We start from the raw sequence: 15,609 nt of genomic DNA on the forward strand, positions 1-15,609 counted from the left end.
AGTTCGCAACCATCTTCTTGCACGCAGCATCACCACTTTTCCAAAATCTCCTTGGCAGAAAATTCATTGCATGTCTCGGCATGCTGCTTGCATTATTCGCCGATATACAGCACATCCAGAACGGGCATCGTTCTCTCAGTCCTATTCACCAATCTGTATTTTCTATTGGCTTTATAGCGCCCCACCACCCAAACAGCTGATCCAATTCGCAGATTCCGAATAAAGCTGATCGTTTTTTTGCTCAGGTTCAATTGGGCATAGTGCCGTGTTCCATTCCGGCTTAACGCTTCCGCTCGCAAAGCCAATTTTGGGCCAAGTTCCACCTCTTCTTGCCATGGGGTTTGATAAGCGACTTCAAAAACAGAGTCGGAGTCAAAACGTACACGCAACACGCCATCATGTTCTTCGCCCTCAATCGTCACTCTCCCTCCATAAACCGCGTTGTCCACTTTCAGTAAAGTGGATGCCATGATTTCCTGCAAACTGGAGATGTGGTCGTTCGCTAACCATACATCTTTCATGCTTTCCGGTTTAATTGCGCCCGATCTGAGCTGCTGCTGACGCGCCAGCTTTTCCTCCTCTTTTGCCTTCAAAGCATCCTCCTTTGCCTTTTCTTTCTGCGCTACTTCTACTTCCATCTTTTTTGCTCTGAGCTTGGCCTCTGCCTCATCTTGGTCACTGCTGGCATGGTTCGCTGCTAACCAACGTGCATGTTCTGCGGCTTGCACTCGACGATATTTTTCAGGAACAAAAGAATCAAGCAACCACACAGCAACCCCAAATGCACTCCTTGAACGGTTGCCATAGACATTTAACAGTGCCTTGGCTAAGGCCATCTTTTCTTCATTGGACAACTCCTGACATTTTTCAAACTGAAAAATATCCAATGGAGATGTTTCCTCACTACTAAACGGGCTAGTGTAGATTGAGGCATTGGATACGATTCCGTGACCTAGATTATCCTCACTGACGACCTTCCCAAAAGACGGTTCACAAGACCACGCCTTCTCGACCATGTCTTCCTCGGAAAAGGCACTGCTGCATATCGCGAACAACGCCAGAAACCAGCCCATATTTATACGTCGCATGTTGCCCCCTTGGTTACTAAACCTTAACGATGATTTGCCTTTATATTTTGCTGGTGCTGCCATGTTGCTTTCTTCTTTCAATAAATCACATTTAGTTTCAGCGCGATAAATCTGGCCGACACTTATCCAAGCATGACGTAATAAATCATAGTATGACATGGAGGGCCATTCTGACAACCTTCCAATAAAACGACACTACACATCATTTAATGATGTAGGAGAGTGAAGTGAGGAATGACCCGAAGGCCGAGGAAAAAAAGCTGGCAAAGCGGCTCGGTGCGCTCATCGCGGCAAGACGAAAATCCCTAGGACTAACCCAAGGAGAGCTGGCCGAAGCAGTTGGGATTGAGCAAGAAAGCATGTCCCGGATTGAAACGGGGATAATTACAACATCCTTGAGCCGATTGCTTTCATTGGCCGATGCGCTGGACTGCTCGATCGAAACTCTATTACGTCCAGCTTCCAACCGGCAACAAGACCAATCGTTAGTAATGGAGGGATTGTTGGATGGCCTTGATGAAGCGGAACGGGCTTTCGCCGTTCGGGTTGTCAGCGACTTTGCCAACCTCGCCCGCTCTCGTCGAAACAAGCGTAGCAAGTCATAAATAATCCGTAAGGGGAAGCCGTCTCAAATTTTTGGATTTCATCACTTGAACCTAGGCCGTCATCAACGAAATCGGCGAGGTAGGAATGGCCGACTATTTCTTCCGCGCCTCATTAACTAACGATAATTGATGTTATCGCTAGTCAACTCTTCGCCGGTCTTACCGGACATTGGCGATTTTATGAAAATCCAGTTTTAACGTGCCTCATTTTATTGTATCGGAAGTTCCTGATTGAAATGTTATGCGGCATCAACCTGGGTATTGCCACACGCAATTTGTGTGAACTGTTATCATCCTAAACTGGTCGCATATCGATACGCTTAACCACGGAATGGGGTGTCCAGTGACGATTCTGCAAGAGATTCTGAAGTGGTCTCAGGGCCTTCCCGCATGGCAACAGGATGCCATCGCCAGACTCTATGTGAGGCCAGAACCTTCCGCCCAAGACCTCGATGATGTGTATGCGCTGCTCAAATCCGCGCACGGTATTCCCGACCCCCAAGGGAGAATCCCGACCCAACTCGCAGCCGAGCAAGTGGCCGTTCCGCAGGCGCAAGATCGGCTGATACAACTCGCCGCAATCAAGAATCTATGTAACGTTAATGCGCTGGCCGAGGGGCAGCGGCTGCCTATTAATCCGAGCGGTCTTAGCGTCATCTATGGGGAGAACGGCTCGGGCAAATCGGGTTATTCCAGGGTGTTCAAGAAGGCTTGTCGCGCCCGCGACCAACGCGAATCCATTCACCCAAATGCTCACTTGCCGCCTGACAAGGTCGGACTTGCGCGAGCGGCATTCGAACTCGTAGTGGATGGTAACCCTCTGGAAGTCGAATGGGTGTCGGGCCAGGAAGCACCCGAGCAGCTTTCCTCGATAGCCATCTTCGATTCGCATTGCGCGCGAGCCTACGTCGACAACCAGGGGGACTTCGCTTACGTGCCATACGGTCTCGATATTCTCGAAGGGCTCGTGTATGTCTGTGGGCAGCTTAGGGCTTCTGTGGCAAAAGAGCAGGCCGAGAACAAACCGAACATCGATATTTTCGCCACCTTAAGTAAAACGCAGACTCCGGTAGGCAAGATGCTGGCATCCCTTTCGCACCAAACCAAACCCGAAGACGTTGAAGCTCTGGCACATTGGACAGCAGCCGACCAGAAGCGACTTGAGACTATCGGCAAGACGCTCGCCGAGACCGACCCCAAGCAGAAAGCGCAGATTATCAAAAACCTGGCGACGCGCTTCGCTGGCCTGTCCACCCGCATTAACGCGGCCATCGGCTTGGTCAATGATGCCAGCGTTGCCAGTCTAAAATCCCTCATCGAGAAATCGACCGTTGCAAAACAGGCGGCAATCTTGGCGGGCCAGAACTTCAAGGAAACTCCAGGCCTTCTGCCCGGCACCGGGGGCGAAGCCTGGAAAGCGCTTTTTGACGCGGCCCGTGCTTTCGCCGTGGAGTCCCATCCCGGCAAGGATTTCCCACATTTGGGAGCGGAATCCGCCTGTCCGTTGTGCCAGAATCCTCTTGAACAAAATGGGGTGGCGAGGCTCGAAGCGTTCGAGGTCTTTTACCAGCAGGCGGCTGAAAAAGCGGATAAGGCGGCTAGACAACTGGCGGAGGATGCTTATCGGACAGTCAAGAGTGCCCAGCTAGACCTGTTGATCGATGAGTCTTTGGCGACTGAACTTGCAGGAGTGAGCCAGAAGTTGGCCGACGACTGCGCGAACCTCCAGAAGGTTCTGCTGGAACGGCGGGCAGCCATCCTCGAAGCACCGAAGTCGGGAAACGATTGGAATGCGATTCCTGCGCTGCCGACAGATCCCAGGGTTGACCTGGAGAACGCCAAGAACAAATTTCTTGGCGATGCCAAGGATCTCGAAGCGTCCATGGACGAAAAGGCCAAAGCGGCAATGTTCATCGAAAAGGTCGAACTGGAAACCAGGCTACGGTTCTCCGATTTGAAAGATGCCGCATTGGATGCCATCGCCAAGTGCGTATTGATAGAAAAGCTCAAGGCCTGTTCCGAGGCCACGGCTACGACCGCTATCTCCCGCAAGTCCACCGAGCTTTCCAAGACCATGGCAACCCAGGAGGTCGCCAATGCCCTCAACCAGGAGTTGAAGGATCTGAACGTCCACGAGCTGAAGGTGGTGATGAAGCCCGAGTCGCCGGGTGGCAAGACTAGGTTCAAGTTGGTGTTGGAAGTTCTCGGCAGCGCATCGGCAAAGGACATCTTAAGCGAGGGGGAGCAGCGGGCCATCGCGATCGCCTCGTTCTTAGCCGAAGTGAACCTCGGTAAAGGAAGCGGAGGCATCGTATTCGACGACCCCGTTTCCTCACTAGACCATCGCCGCCGTGGTTACGTTGCGAAACGCCTGGCAGCAGAAGCCAAGCGCCGGCAGGTGATCGTTTTAACCCACGACATCTATTTCCTTTGCATCCTCCAGAAGGAAGCTGATGAAGCAGGCCTCGGCTTAGACCCCCAATACATCCGCAGGACATCGATGGGGTTCGGCGCGCATAGCGCACATCTGCCCTTCGATGCCCTGACCACATCAAAGCGCGTCAAATACCTCCGGCAAATGCAAGTGGCCATAGCCCAAGCGCACAAAACTGATGAGGAAGAGGCAAAAAAACTCACCCGCAACGCCTACTCCCATTTGCGAATGACTTGGGAACGTGCCGTCGAGGAGGTGCTTTTCCAGGGCGCGGTCACGCGTTTCGGTGAAGGGGTCTCCACCCAAAAACTGAGCTACGTCGAAGTCAGAGACGACGATTACGCGAAGGTCAGCTCGGCCATGTCCAGATGCTCGAAGTTCGCCGCACACGATGCTGCTTTGGGCGCGCAGTTATCGACGCCACGCCCCGATGAGCTTTCCGTAGATATCGAAGAACTGGAGGCTTGGCGCGAATCGGTCGACAAACGGAAAGATGCGATTCGCGCCAGGAGGTCGTAATCGGCGAATGAGGCTTGGGTAAAATTGTTATCATACGCAACAGAATGACTACGAGAATTTAAATGAAAGTTGAAACAGAAAAAATGATGAAAGGCCCTCATCACCGGGCCGAAGTTGTCAAAATATCCACAGTGGCCCCAAGAAAACGTTCGGATGCTAAGTCTGCTACTGTCGAAATCGGAAAGAAAGCTCGCGGCAAGATTAAGCAGACGGTGGAGAAAAAGTCGGCAACCGTCCAAAACCTGCGGCCTACTCCGCTGAAACCGACCGCAAAAACATCGGATGCCGCCAAGAAGATGGCGCGCCCGTGGGAGATTTTCACCCCGATTGTAAAAAGCAGCAAAAAGACCAACCTGACGCACGTGAGCCTGTTCTCGGGTTGTGGCGGCTTCGACCTTGGCTTCCATCAGGCAGGATTCAAGACGGTGTTCGCGAACGACATCAACCCCGATGCGTGCGAGACGTATCGCCAGAACATCGGGGAAATCTCCGATCAGGACGTAAGGGTGGTAGGTGTTCCGAAACTGAGTAAACGTCCCGATGTGTTGACCGCTGGGTTTCCGTGCCAGCCCTTCTCGAACGCAGGTTCCAGGAAGGGTGTGGAAGACAGCACCAGTGGTACCTTATACCAGACCGCATTGGCTTTCGTCCGCGACTTGAAGCCCAGAAGCGTGGTGTTCGAAAACGTGCGGGGGCTACTCTCCTTCGGGGATGGCGAGAAGCTCCTGATTCAAGAAATCTGCGAGCAGCTGGATGCGCTGGGATACAACGTGGTGTTCAGTCTTATCGATGCGTCCAGGCATCACGTCCCGCAAAAAAGGTTGCGCCTTTTCGTCGTCGGAGTGGAGAGGGTCCATGCGGCCGGATTGTTTTCTTTCCCGCATCCCGTCGACCGGGACGATTTGAGCCTCAAGCACACCATAATGGATCTGAACAGCAAGGTGTTGAACCAGAAGGAGCTGATGCAGCTTAACCCGCAGGCCATACAGCTGGGAAGCATGGTTCCCGAAGGCGGGTCCTGGAAAAACATCCCCTACGAGAAGCTTCCCGAGCGCCTCAAGAAAATAAGTGACAACATGGAGCGATACCGGTGGCCTAACTTTTACAGAAGGTACCATCGGGACGAAATCGCCGGAACGATCACTGCGGCCTTCAAGCCCGAGAATGCAGGCGTTTGGCATCCTATCGAAAAGCGCATCTTCTCGGTGAGGGAAATCGCCAGGATTCAAACCTTTCCCGATTGGTTTAATTTCGTCGGTCGCACCATCAAGTCGAAATACCAGCAGATCGGCAATGCGGTGCCTCCACGGTTGGCCTACGAGATGGCTATGCAGATCAAGGCGGTGCTGGGTGGTGCCGACCTGAGGGGCGAGTCGGAATACCTGAGCTTCGAGCAGTTCGTAGACTCCGGCAAGCCGCTGCGTGCCCGCGATAGAGACGTGATCTTCTCGCAAGAGAAGCCGTCCGTCAAAACCAAGAAGCGAGCATGATGCGATGGCTAAATATTTGAGTCAGGAGTTGGTTTGCAAATCCTTCGAAAGGCTTTCCTCGCGAAACACGACGGGGAAGACGCATATGGAGCGAACATCGGCGCTGATGTATTTTTTGTCGGTCGATGCCGTGTTCAAACATTTCGGGGTGAGCAGCCTGGATCTGAATCCGGATAGTCTGGAAGGGAAAAATAGCCGCAAGCAAGTGGAGATGGAATTTACCAGGCTGGTTCTGGTCGGAAATTCACACGGCGTGGTCAGGCAGGTAACCGAGTTGGGTAAAATCGAAGAGGCAGGAACCCATCCGGAGAAAAGGATATCGTCGAACTTCTTGACGGTGCCGCTGAAGAAAGCATCAAACCAAACTACCCCCTTTTACTATCCGAGCCGACCCAAGCACCCGCTATTCAAAATGGGGTTCGCTGCCACCGGGAAGAAGTGGGGAGTCAGCTTTCACGACAACTGGATGACGAATTTCTTGGCGATACTGACCACGATAAAGGGGGCGACTCCATCGTTGGACCTCGCGGTGTTCGTTTGTAGGGACTGTGCCATCGATGATGGGGCCGCAGACATTTTTACGGCTCTTGAAGAGCAGCTCAAAAAAAGGTTTACCAGAAACCTGGCCGACTTCTGGGTTCAGAGGATAGAGAAGGAAAAGGTTATGGCTCGCGGTGTTGAGGCTCCTTTTGCCGACCACCATGCGCTATTCGCGAGTTTTTATAAGCAGGCCCCCGCCCCCGTTAAACAATACGAGCAGATGAAAAAATCTGAACTGATAGACCGCATACATCAGTTGGAGTCGATGTTGGCAACGACAGATTAACCCATAGGATTAGGACGACCATGACCACTCAACCCAAGTTTATGTTGGACAAACCACAGCCTCAAATCAAGCAGAGGCTTTATAACGGCAGGAGGATCAACGTTTGGGAAGGGAAGGTGAAAGTTTCGTCGATCATCGGCTGGGTGGACAACCCAAGAATTGAACTGGAGAAAAAGAAATACTTATCCCAGGTTGGCGGGAGGCAGCTAACCCAGGACGAAATTTTCGATCTGATGAAGAACGACCCGGAGGTAAAGCTCAAGGAGCTTCGGGACGACATCATTAAAAATGGTCTGCGCGAACCTCTCGCCCTGTCGTTTACGGGAAAGCTGCTCGATGGAAACCGCAGGTTTTTTGCCGTCAAGTACGCGCTGGCAAGTATGCCGTTGTCCGACCCCAACCGCCAAGACCTGGAAACGGTCGAAGTTCACGTCCTTTCCGAAGACGCTACCGATGCCGACGAGCAGAATGTCCTGGTGGAAGAGAACTTCTCGGCATCGTTGAAAATCGAGTGGCCTGCATACGTGAAGGCGGTCCAAGTTATCGATGCTCACGAGGAGGGCTTAAGCCCGGAGGAGATTTCGCAAAAGTTCAGTTGGGCCAAATCGAAGATCAAGGAAACGCTCAAGATCCACGAAATAATCCAGGAGTTCATTATTTTTGCGACCGCCAATATAGACCCGGACGATGAGTCAGGCGGCGGTTTGGGATTATCGGAGCAGGAGGCGGAGACCGTTGCCGCCAAAAGTTATCAGTATTTCAACGAGGCGCAGAAGTCGTTTTTTGACCCGTTGAAGACGGACATAGATTTCAAGATCCAGTTTTTCAAATGGATCAACGATTCGAAGTTTTCGAGCTTCCCCGAAGTCAGGGTCGCATACAAAGCGTGGCTACATCCCGAAGCCAAAGCGGCCCTGTTACAACCCGACCCCGCTGCCGCGAAATCGGCGAAAGCGATTCTCGACTACAACGCGAGAATCGTGAGGAGCGGCGACGAAGCCGTTGGCAGGATCGATACGTTCGTCAAGTTCATCAAAGAAATGACCGCCTCTGATATCAAGCTGATTCCTGAAAACTCGCGGAAGAATCTCCAAGAGGCACTGGAGCTGGTAATCAAACTGAGCAAAGCGGCATCGGAGTGAACCGATGAAAGTCCGAGTCGAGGGGGATGGGGTGCACATCGAGTGCGCTGGACTTGAACTGTTAAAGCTCAAGGCCCAACTTGCCCAACGGATAGGCTCGCAGCTTACCTCGGGGAAAGATTTCATTACGTTTCCGTTGCCTGCTCTTCCTATAGTCGCAGACCTGATAGGTCATGCGGAAACGGATGGCGAGGTGGAGAACGCGTTGGAGCGATTCAAGCGGCACGAAGCGGCACGAATCAGGGCGCTTGAGATAATAGAACTCAACGAGCAGCCCGCACTGTCTGGAAACTGGAACAACGTCCTCGAACCCGCCCAGGCATCGGCGGTCGGAGCGATGACCGTGCCGGGGCTTTTAGGACTCTGTCTGTTCGATGAGCAGGGCAGCGGGAAAACGGTGATGACCATCGCCGCCTTCGACGAGTTGAGGGGGTTGGGCGAGATAGATGCGATGATCGTGGTATGCCCGAAGAGTATGGTCAGCGAGTGGCCGAAGGACATCGCCAGGTTTCTAGACCCCGAGTGCCGGGTCGAGATAGCCGAGGGCGACCAGCGGCAGAAGTATGAGACTGCGCAACGCAAGTTCGACGTGCTGGTCACGAACTACGAAGGTGTTGAGCCCATGCTGGTCTACCTGATGGCGAGCGCATCCACCCGGCGCTACCTTCTCGTGGTCGACGAGTCCTACTACCTGAAAAACGGTGAGTCCTACCGTTCGGAAATCGTGGAGAAACTCAGGTCGAAGTGCCGGAAGTGTTTCGTGCTGTGCGGAACTCCCGCTCCCAACTCCGCCCACGATTTGGTGAATCAGTTCGTCCTGGCGGACTTAGGCTACACGTTCGGCGGATTCAAGAAATCGAACAACCCTGCGGCGGACTGGGACAAAATCGCTACGCTGGTAGACACGAAAGGTGTTTTCATCAGAAGGTTGAAGCCGGACATCCTCCAGCATGTTCCAGAAAAGAACTTCCACGTGATAAGTGTGGAGCTTGCGGGCAAGCAGGCCCTGATGTACGAGAAGGCAAAATCAGCATTGGAGTTAGAACTCAGGAGTCTGAACAACGAGTCGTTCAAGAAGAGTTTGCTGACTTATTTCCAGAAAAGGGCCGCGCTGTTGCAGATATGTTCCTGCCCCAGCTCGATCGACCCGACGGCTTCGGAAGTTCCTGTGAAATACACCGTGCTCGACGATCTCCTGGATAAACTGATATCCCAGGGCCGCAAGGTCGTGCTCTGGTCTTTCTACAGGAAAAGCCTAGACGAGATCATGGCGAGATATTCTCGATATCATCCCGTCAGGGTCGATGGCTCAGTCACTTCTAACGTTGCAAGGCGAGATGCTGTGCGCTCCTTCCAGGAGGACCCGGCTACCATGCTGTTCGTGGGCAACCCCGCCGCCGCAGGCGCTGGAATCACCCTACACGCGGCCTACGATGCGGTCTACATATCGTATTCTAACCAGGCGGCACACTATCTCCAGTCGCTGGACAGGATACACCGGCGTGGGCAGGTCGCGGACGAGGTCAACTACTACCTGCTGATTTGCAAGAACACGATAGAAGAAACCGAGGTGGTGAGGCTAAGGGGTAAAGAGGTCCGGCAGCACGATTTGTTAGGCGACCACATAACTTGGCCGACATCGCTGGATGACGCACTGGGGGAGCTCGGAGTTCATGTTTGACTTGGTCTGGGTCCTCGATGGCGAGAAGGGCACGTCTTTCGGAAGCGCCGGTGTTTCCGGCAGTTACATCCTCCCCAAAAACGAGGTCGATTTCGAACCTAAATCCCTGGCGGGCCGAAGGCTCTGGGTCGTGCTGAGGGGGCAAGAAGACAGGTTGCTCCTGCTCGTCAAGGTAAAGAAGGTGGAGCGGATAATCGATGGTTACTACTCCGGCGATTATTGGATATCGCCGGAGGTGACGGGTTCGCTCAAGCTGGTGTCTGACTACGCAGGTGCGGCCAGATACGCCACGATGTCCACTCGCGCTTCTAAACTTGGCGTGTCCGAACTGTCGCAAGAGTCATCCGGTGCTCTAGCTTTACTCGTCAAAGGCTCAATACAGACGAAGTTGCTTCCGCCCGACAAGCGTTCCCTGTCGAAGGTCGATTTCCAGCTGGTGCCGAGCAACGGTCGCCGCCTGGCCCAGAGCGCTTTGCGGGCGGTGGTGTCGCATCTGACGCTGGAACAGGTATGGGCGAATGGGACGGGAGACAGGCTGGGGGCTTTTTCTAATTACGCTTGTGCGTTACTCACGGAAAAAATGGGCACAAAGCCTTCGCCGGAAATTGTTGGCGACCTGAAAGCTTTCGACCCGGTGTCTGTGATATTTGCGGAAGAAAAGCCTTCGACCGAACGGGGAGAACCTGGTCATAATTACAACGCGCCGTGCGTGGACACCGAGTTTTCCGAGATCGAGCCGGGGAAAATATACGCCAGGGAGTTCGTGTCGGCGGACTCGAAACTGAGGAACTTGGAGGAGGCACTCAAGAAGACTGAGCATGCGGAAAAAATCCACCAGGCGATGCTGAAGGATATTTCAGAATACTTGATCACGAATGGCATCAAACCTTACGAAAGCAGTTCCATCGACTTGTTATACAGGTCCAGGGAAATGCTGAACATCTTCGAAATAAAAAGCTCGAACATTAATAATATCCTGTCCCAATCATCGAAGGGGGCGTTCCAGTTAGCCTGTTACCTGAACGAGCTCAGCAAGGACTACGACAACTTGAACGCCAGACTGGTGCTTCACGTGACGGAGAGCCCCGAGCTTCAAAAGTATGCGGTTGAAGCGTTGCTAAGGCTGGGCATAGAGGTGTTGTTCTACGACCCGGACAAGTCTTGGCCCAACCGCATACAGGGCCTTCCGCTGTAACACGGCTCCATGACTCGGGCCCGAAAATATGTGCGGCTCTCGACGAAACCCCCGAAATATGTGGTGGAGGTTGCGGCCGGACTCAAGAAGCGGTATCGGGATTTCGACCATTACAACCTCAAGGACCCGTTGGACGAGCTGCTGTTCATTATATGCAGCACGAAAACCGAGGAAGCCAGCTACCTGAACTCTTTTCGTGCCCTGAAGGAATCATTCCCCACCCACAACGCTATCGCCGCAGCCGATGCCGGGAGTATTGCCCGAGCCATTGTCAGGGGTGGGTTGTCCAATCAGAAGGCCAAGGCCATCCGCAACTTGCTGGACGCAGTCGTGGCACGATTCGGCGAGCCTGGACTGGAACCGCTACGCTCGATGGGAGACGACGAAGCCGAAGATTTTTTGGTTTCGCTGCCGGGGGTTGGCAAAAAAATTGCGCGATGTGTCCTGATGTATTCGTTGGGCCGGAATGTTTTTCCTGTCGACACGCATTGCTGGCGAATCGCCCGGCGTTTGGGATGGGTCAGGCCGACCCAAAAGGATGGGCATTGCGCACCGAGAGACATGGACCGCATCCAATCCAAAATCCCCCTAAAGCTTCGACACTCGTTACACGTGAACATGGTTTCGCTGGGGCGGGAGATTTGCACCGCGATTGCGCCAAAATGCGAAAAATGCCCGGTAACCGATTGGTGCCCCATGATAGGAGTGGCTCGAAGTCAAGGCTAGATATTGTCCACAGATTTGGTGGATAAGGCTGTAGACAAAGCTGGAAAAACCAATGACGGTTGGACTTGAGTCCGTATGCCTCAAAAAAGAGCGAAAGGATAATATGGTTTTTCTCGTCCTCCTCCGCTTGGCTTTATGATTGACTGACAAAGTTAAGGCATCGCAGCTACCAACATTTTATTGTATCAATAGCATCACTTGCTGTTAGTCAGGTACGTGTTGCCTCCTCATCCCTTGAATACCACTTCAGCCACACAAAGCTGCTAATTTTGCAGGGCTTTACCTAATTAGCGATAATTACAAGTGCTTGATTATAAACAGTATAAAGAGTATTTTCCAATTCAGAAATGAGTCTGAACGAAGGGTTTTGAATCTGAGTAAATTAACTCTGTTCGGGTTCGGTCTACCTCATAGGTGCTTCTTCGCTTTGCCTTGCTGGTTTCATTTCTCAAGCCTGCTTTTTCATTGCAGCAGAAATATCTTTGAACAGTTTTTTTCTTGCGTTATTCAGTGCCAAGGCGGCGTCATTGTCGCTCATCTTTGCTGCCCGCGCATCCAGTTGTTTGAAGGTGACACCCTCTTTGAGATACTCGCTGGCCTCGGGTATTGATTTGAGCTTTTCGTAAGGCGTCATCATGTCCTCATAGCGGTACTTTTTGCGCTCCTTTCCTTTTGCATCCGTGATCGTTTCAGGGAAGAAGCACGGCCTGTGGAAATTGACGTAGGGGTTGAGGAATTCGGCACAGAAGGCGTTGACCAAGCTGGCGCAGTGCTGCGGGATATGCGCGTAACCCAGATGCTTGCGCACTACCGCGCCGTTCTTGGATTCCGCCAGCGCGTTGTCGTTGGAGTGCCGAGGGCGGGATTTGGTGAACTCGATGCGCAATTTGCCCAGCAACTTGGCCACCCGGTAATTGATGTATTCCGAGCCGTTGTCTGCATGGAACCCCAGGATGACAAACGGAAACCCATCCAGCAACTGCCGGATGACCGGGAGCATGTACGCCTCGCTGATTTTCTCGCAGGTGGCGACGAGTTGCATCTGCGTCACACAGTCCACCGCGTTGATGTGATACACGCCTTTGACGCCGTCCAGATCGCCCTGATGCACACTGTCTATGCGGATGTAGCCTGGCACCCCGTCCGGCTGCGGGGCGCGGCGTTTGCCGATGGGTACGCCCACCGGGTTTGTCTTGGTCCAGTGCCGCCGTTTGTTCTGATACGGCTTGCTCCCGCGCAGGTTGTACAGATGGGAAACCGAGATGCCCGACAGGCGCTCGTAGCGCGGGTCGCCGAACACTTGGTACGCGCGCTCCATGAGCTTCTTGGTGGCAGGCCCGGACAGCGTGCTATGCAGCACATCCGTCTCGGCCAGCAAGGCCACGTCCGCTGCGGTATAGCGGTATGTGAAACCTCGCTTGGGCGCGCAGGGCTGTTTCGATAGTTTCCCATCCTTGCGGTATTGCCGCACCAAGCGGGTTACTTGCTGGCGTGACAGCCCGGTCATGCGCTCGATATAGCGCAGCAGCACGCCCTTGTCTATTCGCCCGTGCGGGGCGTAGCCAAACCGCTTGAGCACCCGCTCGACAAACTGGTTGCGCTCTTCTTTGGGAACCCGAAATGTCACCTCCGAAGTCCCGTCCAAAAATGCCTTGATCTGCTCCAAGGTCTGTAGCTTCGCTTCTTCCATGTTGATCACCATGCCTCGCATAATGACCGACCCGGCAAATCAATTTCAGACTCATTTCATGTTGGAAATACGCCAACCCTTCAGACTCATTTCATATTGGAAGAGGCTTAAAGTTGACAGTGGCTTGAGCGTAGTGTACAATTCGCTACGTGCAGTGTTTGTGTGGTTTTTGAGCGCTTTTACACTCAACTGACTGACATTTCAGTATTGATGCACGCAGCTTCTCCTCCCAGTTTTGCCCACTATCAACCCAAGCCGATTGAACGAGTAAATCAAGAGCATCTTAGCTCTTGGTGGTTTTCGTTTGCCTATTGAAAGGAGAGGCATCATGAGTGCAGTGAGAGGCCATATACGAATGCAGATGAATAGCAAGATGTTCCATTCCAGGCGCATTCTGTCGAAGCAAAAGTTACGCTACATGGCACATGGAGATTGAATGAAAGTGTGCATAGATATGTTGCCCCGGCCATGTTGAGTGACATATCGCAAGGGCTGATCATATTTTTAGGCGCTGGATATATAAGACAGCTATTCAGTTACTCGAAATTAAATTGGAGAAATATAGAAATGAAAAGTCTCGACTCGCTAGAGCTATGCATTAAAAATCGATCAATACGCTTGCCAGATAATTACCCGGCCAAACCCGGAAGTCGTTTGTTTTTGGCGACCAGCCTAACAGGTTGCCTGATGCTATTCCCGGTGGATGAATGGTTAGCGATTAGGAACAAGTTAATTACATGCAAACAGGGCAAGGTATTTTTTACAAAAATAGGGATTAATAAGCTTTGGCAAATTGAAATCCAAAATCTCATCGCCACTGGTGAGGACGTGGAGGTAACCAAAGATAGGCGGATCGAATTTTCGAGCTATCAGGCTAGGGCGGCAAAAATGACTGACGCAATGAGTTGGGTGCCGAAGGAAAAATACATTGAACTGTGGAATCCAAGACGTTATTCAGAATTGGTTGAACATGGAGTTGAATCGTGGCATCACATTTTGTCGTTAATCGACGAGGGTGTCGTTAATAGCCCCGTGTAGAGTGCAACTGTTACGGCAATCCCAGCAAGGGACAGATTGCCTCATCGTTTCTCGAATACATCTTTAAACGAGTCCAAACGCGTTAATTTTTGCAGGTCTCAGTCTTACCTCAAGTCGTTAAATCCAACTGAATGAATTCAATCCGCAGCTTTTGCTTCGGCAGGCATTCGTTCGTCCAATGAAAGGTGAAAAACATGAACGCAGTGACTAAACACGAATCAACCAAGACCATTTGCTTTCCACTTGGTCATCTTGTTTCAACTCCAGGGGCATTGGAGTTGCTAGACCGGATGGCGGTGAACGCTACCGATCTTCTACAACGTCATCAGCAGGGCGATTGGGGGAGTGTATCAGTTGAGGACGCTGAAGATAATGAATATGCAGTCGTGAATGGTTTGCGAATTCTGTCGAGCTATCAACTTGGCGATGCGCGCCTCTGGATTATTACAGAAGCGGACAGGAGCTCTACAACGCTGCTGCTCCCAGAGGAATATTGATTAGCGTGAGGGTTCCAGGATGAATAAGGACACTAACAATGGGCAGGCATCGTACTTAACCCTGTCAGATACCGAGTTACTCGAAAAACTCATTGGCGTGCGCCAAACTCAAAAACACTATCGCGGGTCGCTAGGCGAGATGTTTACCTCAGATCATCACCAAGTGAATCCGCCAGAACGATGCGTGGTGGCACGCGAGCTGGTCAGGCGATGGTTAGATGAAGAGTTGAGGCGGGATTGCGTGCTGAATGCTCCACAGGCGGTGCGTGACTGTCTACGGATTCAATTTGCCGGTCGCGAGCATGAATGTTTTGTGGCGATGTTTCTGGATGCACAACATAGGCTGATTGCAACGCATGAGCTATTTCGAGGCACGTTGACGCAAACATCGGTCTATCCGCGAGAGGTGGTTAAGGCGGCACTCAGGGAGAATGCGGCGGCAGTGATCTTCTCTCACAACCACCCCAGTGGTGTCGCTGAACCCAGCCAGTCAGACCAGCAGCTCACCATAGCACTCAAGGGGGCGCTTGCATTGGTTGATGTGCGTGTACTTGATCATTTCATCGTTGCGGGAACATCGGTACTGAGCTTCGCCGAGCGAGGGCTGCTGTAGGCAACAGCACCCTGCCATCCATCAGGTAGTTATCACCCAGTCACTCATTCAGAAAGGAGGCCAAT

General features: G+C 52.4%; 13 protein-coding genes. 11 read left to right on the forward strand and 2 right to left on the reverse strand.

Going from position 1 to position 15,609, the window contains the following annotated elements; all coding sequences use genetic code 11:
• Positions 1 to 92 precede the first annotated feature (92 nt).
• Entirely contained in the window at positions 93 to 1,247 is a 1,155-nt protein-coding gene (locus ACYPYQ_RS12425) for a hypothetical protein (protein ID WP_459724179.1), read from the reverse strand.
• Between the two features lie 68 nt (positions 1,248 to 1,315).
• Between ACYPYQ_RS12425 and ACYPYQ_RS12430 the strand changes: the two genes are divergently transcribed.
• The 8 genes from ACYPYQ_RS12430 to ACYPYQ_RS12465 all read left to right on the forward strand — a co-directional run bounded on the left by ACYPYQ_RS12430 (position 1,316) and on the right by ACYPYQ_RS12465 (position 11,706).
• Positions 1,316 to 1,693, forward strand: coding sequence for a helix-turn-helix domain-containing protein (locus ACYPYQ_RS12430; RefSeq protein ID WP_459724182.1), 378 nt, complete (start codon positions 1,316 to 1,318; stop codon positions 1,691 to 1,693).
• Between the two features lie 343 nt (positions 1,694 to 2,036).
• Entirely contained in the window at positions 2,037 to 4,646 is a 2,610-nt protein-coding gene (locus ACYPYQ_RS12435) for an AAA family ATPase (RefSeq protein WP_459724185.1), read from the forward strand.
• Between the two features lie 62 nt (positions 4,647 to 4,708).
• Complete coding sequence (locus tag ACYPYQ_RS12440) at positions 4,709 to 6,136, forward strand: DNA cytosine methyltransferase (RefSeq protein ID WP_459724187.1); 1,428 nt, start codon at positions 4,709 to 4,711, stop codon at positions 6,134 to 6,136.
• A gap of 4 nt (positions 6,137 to 6,140) precedes the next feature.
• Positions 6,141 to 6,962 carry a hypothetical protein gene (locus ACYPYQ_RS12445; RefSeq protein ID WP_459724191.1) on the forward strand — a complete coding sequence of 274 codons (822 nt, stop codon included), beginning with the start codon at positions 6,141 to 6,143 and terminating at the stop codon, positions 6,960 to 6,962.
• Between the two features lie 20 nt (positions 6,963 to 6,982).
• Positions 6,983 to 8,104 carry a hypothetical protein gene (locus ACYPYQ_RS12450; RefSeq protein ID WP_459724193.1) on the forward strand — a complete coding sequence of 374 codons (1,122 nt, stop codon included), beginning with the start codon at positions 6,983 to 6,985 and terminating at the stop codon, positions 8,102 to 8,104.
• A gap of 4 nt (positions 8,105 to 8,108) precedes the next feature.
• Positions 8,109 to 9,785: a DEAD/DEAH box helicase gene (locus ACYPYQ_RS12455; RefSeq protein ID WP_459724197.1), complete on the forward strand. Its 1,677-nt coding sequence runs from the start codon at positions 8,109 to 8,111 to the stop codon at positions 9,783 to 9,785.
• Positions 9,778 to 10,980: a hypothetical protein gene (locus ACYPYQ_RS12460; RefSeq protein WP_459724199.1), complete on the forward strand. Its 1,203-nt coding sequence runs from the start codon at positions 9,778 to 9,780 to the stop codon at positions 10,978 to 10,980. Before ACYPYQ_RS12455 ends, ACYPYQ_RS12460 begins: the two co-directional genes overlap by 8 nt.
• Before the next feature lie 63 nt (positions 10,981 to 11,043).
• The gene (locus ACYPYQ_RS12465) at positions 11,044 to 11,706 is read left to right on the forward strand and encodes an endonuclease III domain-containing protein (RefSeq protein WP_459724201.1); all 663 of its coding nucleotides are present in this window, start codon (positions 11,044 to 11,046) and stop codon (positions 11,704 to 11,706) included.
• Positions 11,707 to 12,154: 448 nt separating this feature from the next.
• Here ACYPYQ_RS12465 and ACYPYQ_RS12470 read toward each other — a convergent pair whose 3' ends face one another.
• A complete protein-coding gene (locus ACYPYQ_RS12470) occupies positions 12,155 to 13,396 on the reverse strand; it encodes a transposase family protein (protein WP_459724203.1) in 1,242 nt (413 codons plus the stop codon).
• 567 nt (positions 13,397 to 13,963) lie between these two features.
• On the opposite strand from ACYPYQ_RS12470, the gene ACYPYQ_RS12475 reads away from it, so the two are divergent.
• From ACYPYQ_RS12475 to ACYPYQ_RS12485, 3 genes are all read left to right on the forward strand, one after another.
• Positions 13,964 to 14,434: a hypothetical protein gene (locus ACYPYQ_RS12475; RefSeq protein ID WP_459724206.1), complete on the forward strand. Its 471-nt coding sequence runs from the start codon at positions 13,964 to 13,966 to the stop codon at positions 14,432 to 14,434.
• A gap of 194 nt (positions 14,435 to 14,628) precedes the next feature.
• Entirely contained in the window at positions 14,629 to 14,931 is a 303-nt protein-coding gene (locus ACYPYQ_RS12480) for a type I restriction endonuclease subunit M (RefSeq protein ID WP_459724208.1), read from the forward strand.
• A gap of 19 nt (positions 14,932 to 14,950) precedes the next feature.
• Positions 14,951 to 15,544 carry a JAB domain-containing protein gene (locus ACYPYQ_RS12485; RefSeq protein ID WP_459724210.1) on the forward strand — a complete coding sequence of 198 codons (594 nt, stop codon included), beginning with the start codon at positions 14,951 to 14,953 and terminating at the stop codon, positions 15,542 to 15,544.
• Positions 15,545 to 15,609 lie beyond the last annotated feature (65 nt).

It is taken from the genome of Sideroxyarcus sp. TK5 (assembly GCF_054601595.1).